Raw genomic sequence first — 18796 nt, forward strand, 5'->3', positions numbered from 1 at the left:
CAGCATGGATTCCCGCGTGCGCGGGAATGACGTGCTTTAAGCGGCGTCGGCCTTGTCGGCCTTATCAGCCTTGTCGACCGTCTTCAGCTTGACGACGGTGCTGGTCGACAGTGGCGGCAGTGCGCGCACGCCCAGCGATTCACGCACCTTGTTTTCGATTTCCCACGCCAGTTCCGGACGCTCTTGCAGGAAGATACGTGCGTTGTCCTTGCCCTGGCCGACACGTTCGCCGTTGTAGCTGTACCACGAGCCCGACTTCTCGACGATCTTCGCTTCCACGCCCAGGTCCAGGATCTCGCCTTCGCGCGAGGTGCCGGCGCCGTACAGGATGTCGAAGTGCGCTTCCTTGAACGGCGGCGCAATCTTGTTCTTGACGACCTTGACCTTGGTTTCGTTGCCGATCACCTCGTCGCCCGACTTGATCGAGCCGGTGCGGCGGATGTCCAGGCGCACGGAGGCGTAGAACTTCAGCGCGTTACCGCCGGTGGTGGTTTCCGGCGAACCGAACATCACACCGATCTTCATGCGGATCTGGTTGATGAAGATCACCAGGGTGTTGGTGCGGTTGATCGAGCCGGTCAGCTTGCGCAGCGCTTGCGACATCAGACGCGCTTGCAGGCCTGGCAGGGAATCGCCCATGTCGCCTTCGATCTCGGCGCGTGGCGTCAGTGCGGCGACCGAGTCGACCACCACCATGTCCACGGAACCGGAGCGCACCAGCGCATCGCAGATTTCCAGCGCTTGTTCGCCGGTGTCCGGCTGCGAGATCAGCAGTTCGTGCAGGTTGACGCCCAGTTTCTGCGCATAGCCCACGTCCAGCGCGTGCTCGGCGTCGATAAAGGCGCAGGTGCCGCCCAGTTTCTGCATTTCCGCGATGGTTTGCAGGGTCAGCGTGGTTTTGCCCGACGATTCAGGGCCGTAGATTTCCACCACGCGGCCGCGCGGCAGGCCGCCGACGCCCAGCGCCACGTCCAGGCCCAGCGAGCCGGTCGACACGACCTGCACTTCTTCGATGGGAGCACTGGCGTCCATGCGCATGACGGAGCCTTTACCGAATTGCTTCTCGATCTGGGCCAGCGCCGCTGCCAGCGCCTTGGCTTTTTCAGATGCGGGTACTACGCCTTTTTTATCGTCCATAATGTGCTTTCAGCCAGTGGGTTGTTCAGTACAGGTAGCACTGTATAAAAAAACAGTGCTTAATGCAAGCGGGATTTGGTATTTCTTCGAATTCTTTGCGAAAACACAAAAAGTCGCCAGAATAGGGGCTTGTGCAGCCGGAGACGTTTTACATGCGTATTTTACTTGCCGAAGACGATGGCGTGCTGGCCGACGGCCTGACCCGCTCATTGCGCCAATCCGGCTATGCCATCGATTGCGTCAGCAACGGCCAGGAAGCCGACACCGCCCTCTCGACCCAGGAATTCGACCTGCTGATCCTCGACCTGGGCTTGCCCAAGCTGTCCGGGCTGGAAGTGCTGCGCCGCCTGCGTTCGCGCGGCTCGCTGCTGCCGGTGCTGATCCTCACCGCCGCCGATTCCATCGAACAACGCGTCAACGGCCTCGACCTGGGCGCCGACGATTACATGGCCAAGCCCTTCGCCCTGTCCGAGCTGGAGGCGCGGGTGCGCGCCCTGGTGCGGCGCGGCGCCGGGGGCGGCGCCACCGTCATCAAGCACGGCCCGCTGAGCTACGACCAGGTCGGCCGCAGCGCCTACATCAACGAACAGATGCTGGACCTGTCGGCCCGCGAACTGGGCCTGCTGGAAATCCTGCTGGCCCGCACCGGCCGCCTGGTCTCGAAGGAACAGCTGGTCGACCACCTGTGCGAATGGGGCGAGGAAGTCAGCAACAACGCCATCGAAGTCTATGTGCACCGCCTGCGCAAGAAGATCGAAGTGGGCGGCGTGCGCATCGCCACCGTGCGCGGGCTCGGCTACTGCCTGGAAAAATTCAGCGAAGCGGCACGCGCCAGCGCCGAGGCCGGGGACGCCAACAAGTGACGCCACCGGACGCCACCGAACTGGAATATCAACCGCCGCCAGCCGAGGCGGACGAAGATATCCAACATTCGCTGTTCGGTGAAATCCTCGACTGGATGCTGGCCCCGCTGCTGCTGCTGTGGCCGATGAGCATCGCCATCACCTACCTGGTCGCCAAGTCCATCGCCAACCAACCCTTCGACCACGCGCTGGAGGACAGCGTCACCGTGCTGGCCCAGCAGGTGCGCGCGGTCGACGGCAAGATCATCAAGAGCCTGTCCGGCTCGGCGCGCGACATCCTGCGCGCCGACGACATCGACAACGTCTACTTCCAGATCCAGGGCCCGCGCGGCGAGCACATCGACGGCGACCGCGACATGCCGCAGCCCATCCTCGACGACGAGGACAAGACCAGCTCGGGCGGCGTGCGCTTCCGCAACGACAGCATGCACGGCACCTCGGTGCGCATCGCCTTCGCCTATGTGCAGCTGGAACGCAACGACGGCAGCACGCCGCAACTGGCGCTGGTGCAGGTGGCCGAAACGCTGGAAAAGCGCGCCCAACTGGCCAACGCCATCATCAAGGGCGTGATCCTGCCGCAGTTCATCGTGCTGCCGATCGTGCTTGCTTTGGTTTGGTTTGCCCTGGCGCGCGGACTGTCGCCGCTGGCGCAGCTGCAGGAACGCATCCGAGCGCGCAGCTCGGAAGACCTGAGCCCGATCGCCTCCAACCAGGTGCCGGAGGAAATCTCGCCGCTGGTGCGCTCGCTCAACGAAATGCTGTCGCGCCTGTCGCTGACCATCGACATGCAAAAGCGCTTCATCGCCGACGCCGCGCACCAGATGCGCACGCCGCTGGCCGGCATGCGCATGCAGTCCGAGCTGGCCCTGCGCCAGACCGACCGCGGCGAAATCCACCGCTCGCTGGAACAGCTGGCCAAGAGCTCGGAAGCGGCGACGCGCCTCGTGAATCAATTGCTGGCCCTGGCGCGCGCCGAGAACCAGCCGCAGACCGGCAGCGCCATGCAGCCGCTCGACCTGGCCGAGCTGGCGCGCACCGTGGTGCAAGACTGGGTGCAGGCCTCGTTCGCCCACCGCATCGACCTCGGCTTCGAGGCACCACCGCAAGCGCTGCAGATCACCGGCAACCCGACCATGCTGCGCGAGCTGCTGTCCAACCTGATCGACAACGCGCTGCGCTACACGCCGGCCGGCGGCAGCGTCACCGTGCGCGTGCGCCAGGAACCCGAGTACGCCTGCCTGGAAGTGGAGGACACCGGCCCCGGCATCGCCCCGTCCGAGCGCGAGCGCGTGTTCGAGCGCTTCTACCGCATCCTCGGCAACAGCGCCGAGGGCAGCGGCCTGGGCCTGGCCATCGTGCGCGAGATCGCCCAGCAGCACGGCGCCGTGGTCGACATCTTCAACAATCCACGCGCGGCCCAGCCCAAGCAGCCGGGCGCGCTGTTCCGCCTCAGCTTCCCGCTGCCGCCGGCGGCGCCGGAACCAGACCTGGAGCCGCCGCACTATGGATAAATCCGCACGCGCGCGACATTGGCGCCGGACGCGCCGCCTGAGCGCGCTGCTCCTGCTGCTGTGGCTGCTCACCACCTTTTGCGCCGCCTTCTTCGCGCGCGAACTGGCCGGCCTGAGCGTATTCGGCTGGCCGCTGTCGTTCTACCTGGCGGCGCAAGGCGCCTCGCTGGTCTACCTGGCCATCCTGGCCTTCTACGCCTGGCGCATGCGAAAGCTCGACAAGGACGCCGCTTGAAACCCGCCCGCACCTTTTTCCAGCGCCTGCGCTATTACTACAGCCTGTTCACCATCGGTTTCGCCGGCTTTTTGATCTCGCTGGCCGTGCTGGAGCAGGAAGGCATGCCGCGCGTCTGGATCGGCTACCTGTTCATGCTGGCCACCATCGTGCTGTACGCGCTGATCGGCGTCATCAGCCGCACCTCCAACGTGCTGGAATACTACGTGGCCGGGCGGCGCGTGCCGGCCATGTTCAACGGCATGGCCACCGCCGCCGACTGGATCTCGGCCGCCAGCTTCATCAGCCTGGCGGGCGGACTCTACCTGCACGGCTTCGACGGCCTGGCCTACATCATGGGCTGGACCGGCGGCTACTGCCTGGTGGCGCTGCTGATCGCGCCCTATTTGCGCAAGTTCGCCCAGTACACCATTCCCGACTTCCTGGCCGAGCGCTACGGCGGCGGCGAGCAGGCCAGCCAAGGCGCCCGCACCGTGCGCATCCTGGCCGTGGTCGCCACCATCTCGGTCTCCTTCACCTACGTGGTGGCGCAGATTTACGCGGTCGGCCTGATCGCCTCGCGCTTCACCGGCGTGGATTTCTCGGTCGGCATCTTCCTCGGCCTGGCCAGCATCCTGGTGTGCTCCTTCCTGGGCGGCATGCGCGCCATCACCTGGACCCAGGTGGCGCAATACATCATCATTCTGGTGGCCTTCCTGATCCCGGCCATGTGGCTGTCGGCCAAGCACAGCGGCAACCCGATCCCGCAGGTCGCCTACGGCAAGCTGCTGCCGCAGCTGAGCGCGCGCGAGCACGTGCTGCAGGAAGATCCGAAGGAAGCCGAAGTGCGCGCCATCTTCCGCCAGCGCGCCGCCAACGACGAGGCGCGCCTGAAGACCCTGCCCGCATCCTGGGAAGCCGGGCGCATCGACCTGCAGCGCAAGCTCGACAGCGTAAAGGCGCGCAACGCCTCGCTGGTCGAAATCCGCAACGCCGAGCGCGAGCTGGTGGCCTATCCGAAAAACGCCGACGAGGCCGAGCGCCTGTGGCGCGAAGCGCGCGAGCAGAACCTGCAGCGCGCCGAACCGATCACGCCGCACGCCACGCCCTACCCCGGCGATCCGACCACCTCCGACATCAAGCGCAACAACTTCCTGGCGCTGGTGTTCTGCCTGATGCTGGGCACGGCCGCGCTGCCGCACATCCTGATGCGCTCCTACACCACGCCATCGGTGCACGACACCCGCGTCTCGGTGCTGTGGACGCTGTTCTTCATCCTGCTGATCTACCTGACCATTCCGGCGCTGGCGGTGCTGGTCAAGTACGACATCTACAACTCGCTGGTCGGCATCGACTACGCGCATTTGCCCAACTGGGTCTCGTACTGGGCCAACGTCGACAAGCTCAACCCGCTGTTCAGCATCAGCGACATCAACCGCGACGGCGTGGTGCAGCTGGCCGAAATCGCCATCGACGCCGACGTGCTGGTGCTGGCCACGCCGGAAATCGCCGGCCTGCCCTACGTCATCTCCGGCCTGGTGGCGGCCGGCGGCCTGGCCGCCGCGCTGTCGACCGCCGACGGCCTGCTGCTGGCCATCTCCAACGCGCTGTCGCACGACGTCTACTACAAGCTGGTCGACCGTGGCGCCTCGACGCAAAAGCGCGTCACCATCTCCAAGCTGCTGTTGCTGGCGGTGGCCTTCATCGCCGCCTACGCCGCCTCGACCAAGCCGGGCGACATCCTGTCGCTGGTGGGCGCGGCCTTCTCGCTGGCCGGCTCGACGCTGTTCCCGGCGCTGGTGCTGGGCGTGTTCTGGAAGCGCGCCAACCACCAGGGCGCCATCGCCGGCATGACGGTCGGCTTTTTGGTCTGCATCTACTACATGCTGCACACCAACCCGGTGCTGGGCGGCAGCGCGGCCAACCAGTGGTTCCACATCGCGCCGATCTCGGCCGGCATCTTCGGCGTGCCGGCCGGCCTGTTGACCATCGTCGCGGTCAGCCTGATGACGCGCGCACCGGGGCCGCAGACGGCGGCGCTGGTCGACTACCTCCGCGCACCGTAACAACATTAATATACAAGCGTGGAGTGGCGGATTTGATAACTTGGTGCTATTGTGCCCAGGTTACCAATTTCACAATCCGACCTATGCGCCTCCATCACTTCCTGCGTGCCGTCGCCTGCGCCGGCGCCCTGCTGTGCAGCTCCGCCATGGCGGCCGCCGCCGGCAAGCCGCCGCCGCCCATCGCCGACTTCTTCAACAACCCGGAATTCAGCGAGGCCGTGCTCTCGCCGAGCGGCAAATACCTGGCGGTGCGCCTCGGCAGCAAGACCAAGCGCGACATGCTGGGCGTGGTGGACCTGGCGACCAACGCGGTCAAGGTGGTGGGCAATTTCAGCGACGCCGACATCGGCCGCTACGCCTGGGTCAACGACCAACGCCTGGTGTTCACCGCCACCGACAAGGACCTGGCGCAGGGCGATATCCGCTACGCGCCCGGCCTGTACGCCATCAACCGCGACGGCAGCGGTTTCCGCCAACTGGCCATGCGCGACGGCAAAGCCTTCATCACCACCAGCAGCGCGCTCGGCACCCGCGAGCTGCTGCCTTGGCACACCTACCTGCTCAACGATGAAGGCGCCCAGGATTCCGACTACATCTACGTGCAGGACCGCAACCTCAGCGGCCCTGGCCAGCTCAACCACGTCAACCTGGTGCGGCTGAACACGGTCACCGGCCGCATCGGCACCGTGGTGGACCGTCCCGGCGACAGCCACAGCTGGCTGCTCGACTACCAGGGCGAGCCGCGCCTGACCATCACCGCCGACAAGGGCACCAGCAGCATGTACTACCGCGACCCGGCCACCAAGGCCTGGCGCAAGCTGGGCGACTTCGACAGCTATACCGGCAAGGGCGCGCGTTTCCGCCCGCTGGCCTTCGGTCCGGACGGCACGCTGTACGTCACCTCCACCTACCAGGGCGACGTCACCGCCGTCTACACCTACGACCTGGCGGCCGGCAAGCTGTCGGACAAGCCGCTGGTCAAGCTGGACGGCTATGACTTCCACGGCCAGCTCATCATGCGCAACAACAAGCTGGTCGGCGTGCACCACCTGACCGACGCCATGGGCACCACCTGGCTCGATCCGGCCATGAAGGCCATGCAGGACAAGGTCGACGCCATGCTGCCCAACACGATCAATATGCTGACCCTGCCGAAGCGGCCGGAATCGCCGTGGGTGATGGTGACCGCCTACGCCGACATCTGGCCCAAGCGCACCATGCTGTACAACAGCGAAACGCAAAAGCTGACCCTGGTGGGCGAAACCCATCCGGCCATCAAGCCCAACGAGATGGCACGCGAACAGCTGGTGCACTACAAGGCGCGCGACGGCCTGACCATCCCGGCCTGGCTGACGCTGCCGCAAGGCGGCGGCAAGAATCTGCCCATGGTGGTGCTGGTGCACGGCGGCCCGTATGTGCGCGGCGACAGCTGGGGCTGGAGCCCGGACGCGCAGTTCCTGGCCTCGCGCGGCTACGCCGTGCTGCAGCCGGAGTTTCGCGGCAGCACCGGCTTCGGCGTCAAGCACTTCGTCGCCGGCTGGAAGCAATGGGGCCTGAAGATGCAGGACGACATCGCCGACGGCACGCGCTGGGCCATCGCCCAGGGCTATGCCGACGCCAAGCGCATCTGCATCGCCGGCGCCAGCTACGGCGGCTACGCCACCCTGATGGGCCTGATCAATGATCCGGACCTGTACAAATGCGGCGTCAACTGGGTCGGCGTCACCGACATCAACCTGCTGTACGACGGCAGCTGGAATTTCACCTCCGACATGCCGGAGAACTACAAGCAGTACGGCATGCCGCAGCTGATCGGCGATCAGGTCAAGGACGCCGAGCAATTCAAGGCCACCTCGCCGCTGGTGCAGGCGGCGCGCGTCACGCAACCGCTGCTGCTGGCCTACGGCGGCGCCGACATGCGCGTGCCGCTGCCACACGGCACCAAGTTCTACAAGGCCGTCAAGCAAACCAATCCGAACGTCGAGTGGATCGAGTACGAGGACGAAGGCCACGGCTGGCGCCTGCCGCAGAACCGCATCGACTTCTGGGGCCGCGTCGAGAAATTCCTCGATAAAAACATCGGCGCCGCGCAGTAATGCCATGAGAAAAAGCATCCGGACCGTCACCATGAATACCTCGTCCTGTTTCAGGGCGGCCTTGCTGCTGGCGGTCTGCGCCTGGCCGCTGGCGCGGTCGCAGGCGGCCGAAGCGCCACCGGCCAGCGCCTTCTTTGAGAACAGCCGTTTCGCCGCGCCGCAGCTCTCCCCAAGCGGCCGCTACCTGGCCGCGCGGGTATCGCGGCCGGGCGAACGCGACCGCCTGTCGGTGCTCAACCTGGACGACATGAGCGTCAAGGTGGTGGCCATGTTCGCCGATGCCGACGTCGCCTTTTTCGAGTGGGTCAACGACAACCGCCTGGTGTTCAACGGCTTCGACCGCCGCCTCACCTACAGCGACGACCGCCACGCTCCCGGCCTGTTCGCCGTCAACCGCGACGGCAGCGGCTACAAGCAGCTGAGCAAGACCGACTACCGCCAGGGCGGCAGCCCGGAAATCGGCAGCGTCATCAAGGACCGCCTGCTGGATTGGAACCACTTTCTGCTGGGCCAGCCCGGCAGGCAGGACAGTGATGAAGTCTACGTCACCAGGCCGCAGTTCAATCCGATCTACACCGAGGTCACCAACAATGCGCTGCTGCGCCTGAACACGGTCACCGGCCGCACCACCGCCGTGGCCGGCCCCGGCCAGGCCAGCGAATGGCTGCTGGACCAGCAGGGCGAACCACGCCTGGCCATCAACGACATCGGCAAGCAGCATGTGGTCTACCTGCGCGAGGGCGAGAGCTGGAGCAAGCTGCTGGAGAGCGAAGCCTACGGCACCAACACTTTCGCCCCGGTCGGCTTCGGCCCGGACGGCGCGCTGTACGTCTCGGCCCGCCGCGACAGCGACAAGAACGCCCTGTACCGCTACGACCCGGCCAAACGGCACACCGCCGCCGATGCGCTGGTGGAGATGGCCGATTACGATTTCCAGCCCGACTTCTCGCCCTCCGGCGACGACACCCTGGTCGTGCGCGACAACAAGCTGGTCGGCGTGCGCTACAGCGCCGACGTCGAAGGCGTGGCCTGGCTGGACGCCAAGGGCAAGGCCTTGCAGGAAAAAGTCGACCAGTTGCTGCCCGGTCTGGTGAACGTGATCACCCTGCCGCGCCGGCCGCAGGCGCCGTGGGTGCTGGTGGCCAGCTACTCGGACGTGCAGCCGTTGGTGTACGTGGTGTACAACACCGAGACCGGCAAGATGGTTAAGGTCGGCGCCAGCCACGACGCCATCCGTCCCGAGCAGATGGGCCGGCAGGAGCTGGTGCGCTATAAAGCGCGCGACGGCCTGAGCATTCCGGCGTTGATCACCTGGCCACGCGGCGCGGCCAAGAAAAACCTGCCGCTGGTGGTGCTGGTCCACGGCGGCCCGTATGTGCACGGCAGCGACTGGGGCTGGAATGCCGACGCCCAGTTCCTGGCCTCGCGCGGCTACATGGTGCTGGAACCGGCCTATCGCGGCAGCACCGGCTATGGCTGGCAGCATTTCCACGCCGGCTGGAAGCAATGGGGCCTGAAGATGCAGGACGATATCGCCGATGGCGCCCGCTGGGCCATCGCCCAGGGCAGCGCCGACGGCAAGCGCGTCTGCATCGCCGGCGCCAGCTACGGCGGCTACGCCACCCTGATGGGCCTGGTGAACGATCCCGACCTGTACAAGTGCGGCGTCAACTGGGCCGGCGTCACCGACATCAATCTGCTCTACAACGGCGCCTGGAGCGCGGTGTCTGACATGAGCGAGCGCTGGCTGACCTACGGCGCGCCGCTGCTGGTCGGCGACCCGCAACGCGATGCCGCGCAACTGAGCGCCACCTCCCCGCTGACTCAGGCTGCCCGCATCAAGCAGCCGCTGCTGCTGGCCTACGGCGGCGACGACCACCGCGTGCCGCTGTACCACGGCGAAAAATTCCTGGCCGCCGTCAAGGCGGGCAATCCCAACGTCGAGTGGGTCATGTACGAAAAAGAAGGACACGGCTGGCGCCTGCCGCAGAATCGCATCGATTTCTGGAACCGCGTCGAGAAATTCCTGGACAAGCAAATTGGAGCTGCACGTTGAAGTTTTCCCATCAAGTACTGGCGGTGCTGTTGCTGGCGGCCGCGCACGCGCACGCCGCAACACCGCCGCCCATCGCCGCCTTCTTCGACAACTCCGCCTTCAACGGCGCCATGCTCTCGCCCGACGGCCGTTACCTGGCCGCCTTCATCGGCGCCAACGACAAGCGCGACGGCCTGGCCGTGGTCGAACTCGACACCCTGAAAGCCACCATGGTGGCGCAGTTCACCGACACCGACATCGGCAAGGCGCAATGGGTCAACAACGAGCGCCTGATGTTCAGCACCGCCGACAAGGCGAGCGGCCAGCGTGACCTGCGCTACGCGCCGGGACTGTACGTGGTCGACCGCGACGGCAAGCACTTCCGGCAACTGGCGCTGCGCCGCAACGAGTTCATCCGCAGCAACGACGACAACCGCGACCTGCTGCCGTGGCACACCTTCATGCTGGACCAGTACGGTGCGCAGAACAGCGACTTCGTCTACGTTGTCGACGCCGGCTTCAGCAACGACATCGGCGCCACCGAAGACCTGCTACGCCTGAACACCCGCAACGGCAAGGCCGAGCCGGTCGAGCATCCGGGACTGGCGCGCGACTGGTTGCTGGACCAGGACGGCGAGCCACGCCTGCTGACCACGCGGGACAAGGACAATGCCGCCCTGCTGTACCGCGACCCCGCCAGTCAGCAGTGGCGCACGCTGGTCAGCTACAAAGCCTTCAGTCTCGACAGCAGTTTCACGCCCCTGGCCTTCGGGCCGGACGGCACGCTGTACGTGGTCAGCAACGCCGGCCGCGACACCAGCGCGCTGTACCGTTACGACCTGAAGAACCAAAAGCTCGCGCCCCAACACCTGATCGAACTGGACGGCTTCGACTTCAAGGGCCACCTGATTCTCAACAAGCAGCGCCTGCTCGGGGTGCGCATCCATGCCGACGCCCAGGGCACGGTATGGCTCGATCCCGCCATGAAGGCGCTGCAGGAACAGATCGACCAGCGCCTGCCCGGGGCGGTCAATCTGCTCACCCCGCCGACCCGGCCGGAAACCGCGTGGGTGCTGGTGGAATCGTCGTCCGACAAGCAACCGCGCCGCACCCTGGTGTACAACACCGAGAGCAAGCGCCTGAGCGAAGTGGGCCGCCTGGCGCCGCAGATCAAGACCAGCGACATGGGCCCGCGCGAGCTGGTCCACTACAAGGCGCGCGACGGCCTGCAGATTCCAGCCTGGCTGACCCTGCCGCCGGGCGGCGCGCAGAAGAACCTGCCGCTGGTGATGCTGGTGCACGGCGGCCCATGGGTGCGCGGCGGCAGCTGGGACTGGAATGCCGATGCCGAGTTCCTGGCCTCGCGCGGCTATGCCGTGCTGGAACCGGAGTTCCGCGGCAGCACCGGCTACGGCAAGCAGCATTTCCTCGCCGGCTTGAAACAGTGGGGCCTGAAAATGCAGGACGACATCGCCGACGGCGCGCGCTGGGCGGTGGCGCAAGGCTATGCGGACGCCGGCCGCATCTGCATCGCCGGCGCCAGCTACGGCGGCTACGCCACCCTGATGGGGCTGATCAAGGACCCGGACTTGTACAAATGCGGCATCAACTGGGTGGGCGTGAGCGACATCAACCTGATGTACGACGGCGGCTGGTTCTACAGCTCGGACGCGTCGAACGACTGGAAGCAGTACGGCATGCCGCTGCTGATCGGTGACCAGGTCAAGGATGCGGAACAGCTGAAAGCCACCTCGCCGCTACTGCAGGCATCCCGCATCAAGCAGCCGCTGCTGCTGGCCTACGGCGGCGCCGACCGGCGCGTGCCGCTCAACCACGGCCTCAAGCTGCGCGACGCGGTCAAGCCCGGCAACCCGAACGTCGAGTGGATCGAGTACGGCGAGGAAGGCCACGGCTGGTCGCTGCCGAAGAACCGCATCGATTTCTGGGGCCGGGTCGAGCGTTTCCTCGACAAGAATATCGGCAAGCACACCCCATGAGAAAGCTGCTGCAAGTCCTGATGCTGAGCACCTGCGTCCTGCTGGTGCCGTGCGTATCGCTGGCCGCGCCGATCCCGCTGAGCGCGTTTTTCGACAACCCAGCAATGCGGAAAGTTAAGCTGTCACCGGATGGCCGCCACATCGCGGCGGCGGTCGCCAATCCCATGGGCCGCGTGTATCTGATCACCGTCGATACCGATAGCGGCGAGATGAAAGTGGTAGGCGCCTATGCCGATTCCGACGTGGATTTTTTTAATTGGATCAGCGACCAGCGCCTGGTCTACACCCTGACCGACCTGAACCGCGCCGCAGGTGAGATGTACTTCTGGCCTGGATTGTTCGCGGCCAACTACGACGGTAGCATGCGGACGCGATTGATCCGTCAGGGGCAGCACGACTATAGTTTCAATCAATTATCCAAGCTGGAGGTCGACAGTGAACTGGCGGGGCAATGGGGGGCTCAAGATTCCGAATTCGTCTACATGCAGCGCGGCGGCGCGCTGATACGCCTGGATACCCTGACCGGCAAATCCACGAACATCGACCGTCCACGCTACAACGACGATTGGCTGGTGGACCAAAAAGGCGTGCCGCGCATCGCCTTCGCCTCGGTGCGCGACGAGCGCTCCATTTACTACCGGGATGACAACGGACAGCCTTGGGAACCATTGCACAAGCAGCAAATCTACGGCATCGGCGAATATTTCACGCCGCGCTTTTTCGGCCCTGATGGCGATCTGTATGTGACCGCCGGACTGAACGGCTCAAGCGCGCTGTTCCGCTACGACTTGGTCAAGCGCACGCTCAGCGACAAGCCGGTGATCAGCACGCCCGGCTACGACTTCGACGGCGAGATGATCGCCGACGACTCCAAGATCCTGGGCTTCACCTACGAGATCGATGCGCGCGGCACTTATTGGGTCGATGAGCGCATGAAAGCGATCCAGCAGGCGGTCGACGCGATACTGCCGGGTACCAACAATATGATTAGCATCGGGCGTCGGGCGAAGAACGACACGGTCCTGGTGACTTCGGGTTCCGACGTGCAGCCGCCCGTATTTAGCCTGTACAACGCCAAGACCGGCAAGCTGAAGATTATGGGCCGCGCGCGGCCCGGCATCACGGCCGAGCAGATGTCGCCCAAAACCATGGTGCGCTACCGGGCACGTGACGGCCTGGAGATTCCCGCCTACCTCACCTTGCCACGCGGACAATCAGGCAAGTCCTTGCCGCTGGTGGTACTGGTGCACGGCGGCCCCTATGTGCGCGGCGTCAGTTGGGACTGGGATGCGGATAGTCAATTCCTCGCATCGCGCGGTTATGCCGTGCTGGAGCCCGAATATCGCGGCAGCCGGGGCTATGGCCTGAAGCACTTCACCGCCGGTTGGAAACAATGGGGTTTAAAAATGCAGGACGATATCGCTGACGGCGCGCGCTGGGCGATTGCCCAAGGCTACGCCGATCCCAAACGCATCTGCATCGCCGGCAGCAGCTTCGGCGGCTACGCTACGCTGATGGGGTTGATTAATGACCCGGAACTATACAAGTGCGGCGTGTCCTGGATGGGAGTGACCGATATCCCAATGTGGAACAAGGGACACTGGAGCAGCAAGTCCGACCTCGGCGAAGTCTACAAGCAATACGGATTTCCGGTGCTGGTGGGCGATCTGGAGAAGGATGCGGCCCAGCTCAACGCCACCTCACCGCTGCAACAAGCAATGCGCCTAAAGCAACCGCTGCTGCTGGCCCACGGCGAAGTCGACCAGCGCGTGCCCATGATTCACGGCAGCCTGTTCTACGACGCCGTGCGCAAGACCAATCCCAACGTAGAATGGGTGTGGTACGAAGAAGAAGGTCATGGCTGGCGGCTGGTGAAAAACCGGCTGGACTTCTGGGGCCGGGTCGAGCGTTTCCTCGACAAGAATATCGGCAAGCCCTGAAGATCGCGCTATAGTCTCGGTGCAGCAGCAAGCCTTTCAACCACCACGGAGGAGCGAGCATGTCGTCGGGAAAAATTCTGGTCGCACAGGGAGGCGGACCCACCGCCGTCATCAACCAGTCGCTGGCGGGGGTGGTGCTGGAAGCGCGCCGCTTCCGCGACGTCACCCAGGTCTACGGCGCCATGCACGGCGTGCGCGGCATCGTCAACGAAGACCTGGTCGACCTCACGCGCGAAACCAGCCACAACCTGGAGCTGGTGGCGGCAACGCCCTCCTCCGCGCTCGGCTCGACCCGCGACAAGCCGGACGAGGCGTATTGCAAGGAGATCTTCAAGGTGCTGCAGGCGCACCAGATCGAGCAGTTCTACTACATCGGCGGCAACGACTCGTCCGACACGGTGCGCATCGTCAGCGAGCAGGCGCAGGCCGCCAGCTACGCGCTGCGCTGCCTGCACATACCCAAGACCATCGACAATGATTTGGTCGGCAGCGACCACACGCCGGGCTTTCCCTCGGCCGCGCGCTTCGTGGCCCAGGCCTTCGCCGGCGCCAACCTCGACAACGCCGCGCTGCCGGGCGTGTACGTGGGCGTGGTGATGGGCCGGCACGCCGGCTTCCTCACCGCCGCCTCGGCGCTGGGCAAGAAATTCCCGGACGACGGCCCGCACCTGATCTACCTGCCCGAGCGCGTGTTTTCGCTGGAGCGCTTCCTGGCCGATGTGAAGGCCACGTATGAACGCTACGGCCGCTGCGTGATCGCGGTCTCCGAAGGCATCCACGATGCCTCGGGCGAGGCCATCGCCTCGCTGCTGGCCAAGGAAGTCGAGCGCGACGCGCACGGCAATGTGCAGCTGTCCGGCACCGGCGCGCTAGCCGATTTGCTGTGCGACGAAATCAAGGCCAAGCTCGGCATCAAGCGCGTGCGCGGCGATACCTTCGGCTATTTGCAGCGCTCCTTCATCGGCTGCGTCTCGGACGTCGACCAGCGCGAGGCGCGTGAAGTGGGCGAAAAGGCGGTGCAGTTCGCCATGTGGGGCGGGCGCGACGGCTCGGTGGCGATCAAGCGCACCGGCTTCTACTCGGTCGACTACGAACTGATGGCCCTGAGCGACGTGGCCGGCAAAACGCGCGTGATGGAGGACGAGTTCATCAGCGCCAGCGGCACCGACGTCACCGACGCCTTCCGCATGTACCTGCGTCCCCTGCTCGGCTCCGGCATGCCCGACGCCTTCCGCCTGCGTCCGGCGCCGGTGAAAAAGATCCTCAAGCGCTAGCTTGCGGCTAAGCCGCGTCCGCGCACGGTGGAAATATAAAAGGTCGAACGGTGCCGGGGTCGACCTTTTTTCGTGCCTGCATCAGGCTGTGATCGGCTTGCATGCCAAGCCAGGATTCGGCTGAACGACCAAAAGCCAACTCAAGCCGAACCGCCATCTCCCCCGTCAGATCCACTTCTTCCGCCAGCAGTCCATCAATGACCTGCACAGACAGCCCCAATCGCTCCGACAACTCGGCCGAACTAATTTTGTATGGTTCGACATAGGACAGAGACAGATATTCGCCAGGGTGCATAGTAATCATGATCCTCCGGTGCCGATGCTTCCGGTATACCTGATCGTAGGAGCAAACACTCACTGAAGTGGAGGCAGCTCTTCCATCGTCAAAACACTCACGTCGACGCCAGCCTCAACGCGCGCGACGTGATGAATAATTTTCGGTATAGCTGCGGCCAGCCATGCTGCCTCTACTGGCGTTGCCTCTGGTGCGCCCGCTTTTCTGGCAAATTGAGCTCCACCGCGCTCCGAGGTCAACGTTCCTAACGCGCGTAGAACATTCAGATCGATCTTAAAACGTGTCGCTGCCGGCTCCCGTCCTTTGCGTTGCAGCGAGCCGCCGCCAGCTTCTTGCAATTCCGTTAGGCAGTAATATCCTGATGTGAAAATCGATTCTCGTTTCTCTTGGTAAGTCACGAAGCGGTCATACATACGATGAGCTAAATTAGAGACATTAGTCCATCCCGGCGGTGCAGGATACTCGCGTGGGCGCACAGTAATATTTCCGCTTACGGTGAACGAAGAAGAAATGACGCATGTAGCCGATGCCAATACGGTGCCGTTCAATACGGGATCACGGTCAATAACTTCACCACTCAGAAACGAAAATTTAATCTTATGTCCTTGAAGATGCGCGTCTACTTCCCAAGCCCGTAAATAAGCATCAACTGGGCGTTGAGCAGCTTGGATAGATTTAAAATGAGCATCCATCACTACCTCTAAATTCCCATTATTCAGCTCGGCGTGAAACTCAGCATGCGACACTTTTACCGTAGGAACACCCTGGTAAATTAGATCGGCCGGCACTAACAGGGTGTACTTCAAGCTAACGACGTGTGGGTCTCTCATGATGATTGAGGTGAAGCGTATATGGCAATTGGTATTGGCCGTCATCATATCTCAGCACGATGAGCGGAAACGTTGTTCGCATACCCTTAAACGCGAATTTTTGCCAATCGCTTTGCTATGGCGCCTGGCTTCGTTTAAATTTTACCGGTCTTTACAGCGCCTTGACCGCAGATAACAGGCTGTCCGCAGACAATGGCTATTCATTTTTTTTTCAGGAGTTTTCATGAAAGTTATCAAGCACTGGATGGTATGCGCGGCCCTGGCCAGCGGCATGCTGAGCGCGTCGGCGCAAAACAATCCACCGGACGGACGGCCGCCCGGTCCACCGCCGGAAGCCGTCGCCGCCTGCAAAGGCAAGGCCGAAGGCGCCAAAGTCGAGTTCAAGGGCCGCAATAACGAAACGGTCAAAGCCACCTGCAAGAAAATGGGCGACGTCCTGGCCGCCTGGCCTGAAGGCGGCCAGCCACCACCGCCGCCGCCGCCACGCAACTAAACATCGTGCTGGATGATTTTCTGGCTGTAGTTCAAGAAATCATCCAGGTGCTTTTCGATGATGGCGATGGTAATCGGCAGTTGCAGTGCCTGATAGTTATGCACCGCGACGTTGCGAAAGCCCACCATGCGTTTGAGCGAGTCCGCCAACGCTGCATCTATCCATGAGGTCTGGGCCAGCAGGTCAAATACGTCGCGTGCACTCTGCGGCAAGCCGAGGCGCTCCCGGCGAATCAGATGATGGCCGATATCCAGCGCCGCCTCGCATGCCCGCTGGATATTCAGAATCGCAGCATCCTGGCGTGTCAGGTCGCCGCCGAAGGTCGCGGGATCCTTGAAGTATTCCTCGCGCGCGCGCATCACGCAGCGCTCGATGGATGCGGCTTTGTTAATGATGACGTCATCGGCCATATATCCGCCCTTCGCGCTCGATGTCTTTCAGCAGGCCGGCGCGGGCAAAGTCCAGGTCTATTTTCTCGCGCAGGATCAGGCATTCGTAGAACTGCGCTTGCGCATCTTTATGCCACAGGCGCGTGCCGGTGGTGATGACCTGGTGCTGCATCACTGTCGATGCCGCACGCAGGTCGAGCAGATCCACATCGTATCCGGTCAGCGCCGCCAGCGATTGCGCCAGATCCCAGGTGGCCAGCGGCGCCAGCGTCCCGTCTACCAGCACGGCCAAATCAAGATCGCTGTCGGCGCGCGCAGCCTCACCTGCGCGGCTGCCAAACACATACACCGCCAGCAAGCCCGGCAAGCGCTGCCTCAGCGTTGCAACCAATTCTTGCCTGTCCATGGCCTCCTCCAATAAAAAAAGCGGACGACGCCGGTGGCGTGGTCCGCTTTTTCGGCGTGAAGCTACAGCTTACACGACGATGGTCTGGTGCTCGTCACCCACGCGGGCGCGGATTTTGCCGATGGTGTAGACGGTCTCGCCGGCCGCTTCCAGCTGGGCCTTGGCCGCTGCGGCGTTGTCGGCCGAGACGATCACGGTCATGCCGATGCCGCAGTTGAACACGCGGTGCATTTCCGCGTCGGCCACGCCGCCGTGCTGTTGCAGCCACTGGAACAGCGGCGGCATGGTCCACGATGCCGCGTCCAGCTCGGCCACCAGGCCAGGCTGCAGCACGCGTGGAATGTTTTCCACCAGGCCGCCGCCGGTGATGTGCACCATGCCTTTGACTTCCATCGATTCCATCAGCGCCAGCAACGGCTTGACGTAGATGCGGGTCGGCTGCATCAGCACGTCGGCCAGCTTGCGGCCGTGGAAGTCGCCTTCCAGGTCCGGCTTCGACACTTCAATGATCTTGCGCACCAGCGAGTAACCGTTCGAGTGCACGCCCGACGAGGCCAGGCCCAGCACCACGTCGCCCGGCGCGATCTTGGTGCCGTCGATGATCTTCGATTTTTCCACCGCGCCCACCGCGAAACCGGCCAGGTCGTACTCGCCGTCCGGATACATCGACGGCATTTCGGCGGTTTCGCCGCCGATCAGCGCGCAGCCGGCTTGTTCGCAGCCCTGGGCGATGCCCTTGATGACGTCGGTCGCGGTCGCCACGTTCAGCTTGCCGCAGGCGAAGTAGTCGAGGAAGAACAGCGGCTCGGCGCCCTGCACCAGGATGTCGTTGACGCTCATGGCCACCAGGTCGATGCCGACCGTGTCGTGACGGTTCAGCTCAAACGCCAGCTTCAGCTTGGTGCCCACGCCGTCGGTGCCGGACACCAGGACCGGCTCCTTGTACTTTTTGCTGATCTCGAACATGGCGCCGAAACCGCCCAAGCCGCCCAGCACGCCTTCGCGCAGGGTACGCTTGGCGTAAGGCTTGATCGCTTCGACTAAGGCGTCACCTGCGTCGATATCGACGCCGGCGTCACGGTAGGACAGGGAAACATTAGAAGTTTGGCTCATGGTGTATTTGGCAGCGGAGGCGGTAAAATAGAAGGCGGAGACCTATTTCGTGCAGTTTAATCAACTAAATGGCACAAAAAGCGCAGAAACCAGCGCAACAACCCGGTCAATCCGCTATTTTATCAAAGTTGCCCCGT

The 18796-nt window shown here is 63.8% G+C and carries 16 protein-coding genes; 10 read left to right on the forward strand and 6 right to left on the reverse strand.

What is annotated here, in order from left to right; all coding sequences use genetic code 11:
• Window positions 1-36: 36 nt before the first annotated feature.
• The gene (gene recA, locus ACXZ1M_RS10445; RefSeq protein WP_459053094.1) at window positions 37-1137 is read right to left on the reverse strand and encodes a recombinase RecA; all 1101 of its coding nucleotides are present in this window, start codon (window positions 1135-1137) and stop codon (window positions 37-39) included.
• Window positions 1138-1289: 152 nt separating this feature from the next.
• Between recA and ACXZ1M_RS10450 the strand changes: the two genes are divergently transcribed.
• From ACXZ1M_RS10450 to ACXZ1M_RS10490, 9 genes are all read left to right on the forward strand, one after another.
• Entirely contained in the window at window positions 1290-2000 is a 711-nt protein-coding gene (locus ACXZ1M_RS10450; protein ID WP_459053095.1) for a response regulator, read from the forward strand.
• Window positions 1997-3511: a sensor histidine kinase N-terminal domain-containing protein gene (locus tag ACXZ1M_RS10455; protein WP_459053096.1), complete on the forward strand. Its 1515-nt coding sequence runs from the start codon at window positions 1997-1999 to the stop codon at window positions 3509-3511. The genes ACXZ1M_RS10450 and ACXZ1M_RS10455 overlap by 4 nt, the downstream gene beginning before the upstream one ends.
• On the forward strand, window positions 3504-3746 hold the full coding sequence (locus tag ACXZ1M_RS10460; RefSeq protein ID WP_459053097.1) for a DUF4212 domain-containing protein: 243 nt from the start codon (window positions 3504-3506) through the stop codon (window positions 3744-3746). The genes ACXZ1M_RS10455 and ACXZ1M_RS10460 overlap by 8 nt, the downstream gene beginning before the upstream one ends.
• Window positions 3743-5791, forward strand: a complete 2049-nt coding sequence (locus tag ACXZ1M_RS10465) for a sodium:solute symporter family protein (RefSeq protein ID WP_459053098.1) — start codon at window positions 3743-3745, stop codon at window positions 5789-5791. Before ACXZ1M_RS10460 ends, ACXZ1M_RS10465 begins: the two co-directional genes overlap by 4 nt.
• A gap of 83 nt (window positions 5792-5874) precedes the next feature.
• Complete coding sequence (locus tag ACXZ1M_RS10470; protein WP_459053099.1) at window positions 5875-7887, forward strand: S9 family peptidase; 2013 nt, start codon at window positions 5875-5877, stop codon at window positions 7885-7887.
• A 4-nt stretch (window positions 7888-7891) separates the two neighbouring features.
• The gene (locus tag ACXZ1M_RS10475; protein ID WP_459053100.1) at window positions 7892-9943 is read left to right on the forward strand and encodes an alpha/beta hydrolase family protein; all 2052 of its coding nucleotides are present in this window, start codon (window positions 7892-7894) and stop codon (window positions 9941-9943) included.
• Window positions 9940-11919, forward strand: coding sequence for an alpha/beta hydrolase family protein (locus ACXZ1M_RS10480; RefSeq protein ID WP_459053101.1), 1980 nt, complete (start codon window positions 9940-9942; stop codon window positions 11917-11919). The genes ACXZ1M_RS10475 and ACXZ1M_RS10480 overlap by 4 nt, the downstream gene beginning before the upstream one ends.
• Complete coding sequence (locus ACXZ1M_RS10485; RefSeq protein ID WP_459053102.1) at window positions 11916-13859, forward strand: alpha/beta hydrolase family protein; 1944 nt, start codon at window positions 11916-11918, stop codon at window positions 13857-13859. Before ACXZ1M_RS10480 ends, ACXZ1M_RS10485 begins: the two co-directional genes overlap by 4 nt.
• A 59-nt stretch (window positions 13860-13918) precedes the next feature.
• Complete coding sequence (locus ACXZ1M_RS10490; protein WP_459053103.1) at window positions 13919-15133, forward strand: 6-phosphofructokinase; 1215 nt, start codon at window positions 13919-13921, stop codon at window positions 15131-15133.
• Between the two features lie 7 nt (window positions 15134-15140).
• Here ACXZ1M_RS10490 and ACXZ1M_RS10495 read toward each other — a convergent pair whose 3' ends face one another.
• Together ACXZ1M_RS10495 and ACXZ1M_RS10500 are read right to left on the reverse strand one after the other, a co-directional pair.
• On the reverse strand, window positions 15141-15437 hold the full coding sequence (locus ACXZ1M_RS10495) for a HigA family addiction module antitoxin (protein ID WP_459053104.1): 297 nt from the start codon (window positions 15435-15437) through the stop codon (window positions 15141-15143).
• A gap of 50 nt (window positions 15438-15487) precedes the next feature.
• The gene (locus ACXZ1M_RS10500) at window positions 15488-16303 is read right to left on the reverse strand and encodes a hypothetical protein (RefSeq protein WP_459053105.1); all 816 of its coding nucleotides are present in this window, start codon (window positions 16301-16303) and stop codon (window positions 15488-15490) included.
• 178 nt (window positions 16304-16481) lie between these two features.
• Here ACXZ1M_RS10500 and ACXZ1M_RS10505 point away from each other — a divergent pair, with 178 nt between their 5' ends.
• The gene (locus tag ACXZ1M_RS10505) at window positions 16482-16751 is read left to right on the forward strand and encodes a hypothetical protein (RefSeq protein ID WP_459053106.1); all 270 of its coding nucleotides are present in this window, start codon (window positions 16482-16484) and stop codon (window positions 16749-16751) included.
• Here ACXZ1M_RS10505 and hepT read toward each other — a convergent pair.
• The 3 genes from hepT to purM all read right to left on the reverse strand — a co-directional run bounded on the left by hepT (window position 16748) and on the right by purM (window position 18659).
• Entirely contained in the window at window positions 16748-17161 is a 414-nt protein-coding gene (gene hepT, locus ACXZ1M_RS10510; RefSeq protein ID WP_459053107.1) for a type VII toxin-antitoxin system HepT family RNase toxin, read from the reverse strand. The two genes, ACXZ1M_RS10505 and hepT, sit on opposite strands and share 4 nt — an antisense overlap.
• Window positions 17151-17546 (reverse strand): type VII toxin-antitoxin system MntA family adenylyltransferase antitoxin, encoded by a 396-nt coding sequence (gene mntA / locus ACXZ1M_RS10515; RefSeq protein WP_459053108.1) that lies wholly within the window; start codon window positions 17544-17546, stop codon window positions 17151-17153. Before mntA ends, hepT begins: the two co-directional genes overlap by 11 nt.
• Before the next feature lie 69 nt (window positions 17547-17615).
• Window positions 17616-18659: a phosphoribosylformylglycinamidine cyclo-ligase gene (gene purM, locus ACXZ1M_RS10520; protein WP_459053109.1), complete on the reverse strand. Its 1044-nt coding sequence runs from the start codon at window positions 18657-18659 to the stop codon at window positions 17616-17618.
• Window positions 18660-18796: the final 137 nt, after the last annotated feature.

Source organism: Duganella paludis (genome assembly GCF_054461335.1).

Coding starts and splice junctions, on each gene's coding strand:
- recA (WP_459053094.1), bottom strand. CDS start 1,137: ATGGACGATAAAAAAGGCGTAGTACCCGCATCTGAAAAAGCCAAGGCG.
- ACXZ1M_RS10450 (WP_459053095.1), top strand. CDS start 1,290: ATGCGTATTTTACTTGCCGAAGACGATGGCGTGCTGGCCGACGGCCTG.
- ACXZ1M_RS10460 (WP_459053097.1), top strand. CDS start 3,504: ATGGATAAATCCGCACGCGCGCGACATTGGCGCCGGACGCGCCGCCTG.
- ACXZ1M_RS10470 (WP_459053099.1), top strand. CDS start 5,875: ATGCGCCTCCATCACTTCCTGCGTGCCGTCGCCTGCGCCGGCGCCCTG.
- ACXZ1M_RS10475 (WP_459053100.1), top strand. CDS start 7,892: ATGAGAAAAAGCATCCGGACCGTCACCATGAATACCTCGTCCTGTTTC.
- ACXZ1M_RS10485 (WP_459053102.1), top strand. CDS start 11,916: ATGAGAAAGCTGCTGCAAGTCCTGATGCTGAGCACCTGCGTCCTGCTG.
- ACXZ1M_RS10490 (WP_459053103.1), top strand. CDS start 13,919: ATGTCGTCGGGAAAAATTCTGGTCGCACAGGGAGGCGGACCCACCGCC.
- ACXZ1M_RS10495 (WP_459053104.1), bottom strand. CDS start 15,437: ATGATTACTATGCACCCTGGCGAATATCTGTCTCTGTCCTATGTCGAA.
- ACXZ1M_RS10500 (WP_459053105.1), bottom strand. CDS start 16,303: ATGACGGCCAATACCAATTGCCATATACGCTTCACCTCAATCATCATG.
- ACXZ1M_RS10505 (WP_459053106.1), top strand. CDS start 16,482: ATGAAAGTTATCAAGCACTGGATGGTATGCGCGGCCCTGGCCAGCGGC.
- hepT (WP_459053107.1), bottom strand. CDS start 17,161: ATGGCCGATGACGTCATCATTAACAAAGCCGCATCCATCGAGCGCTGC.
- mntA (WP_459053108.1), bottom strand. CDS start 17,546: ATGGACAGGCAAGAATTGGTTGCAACGCTGAGGCAGCGCTTGCCGGGC.
- purM (WP_459053109.1), bottom strand. CDS start 18,659: ATGAGCCAAACTTCTAATGTTTCCCTGTCCTACCGTGACGCCGGCGTC.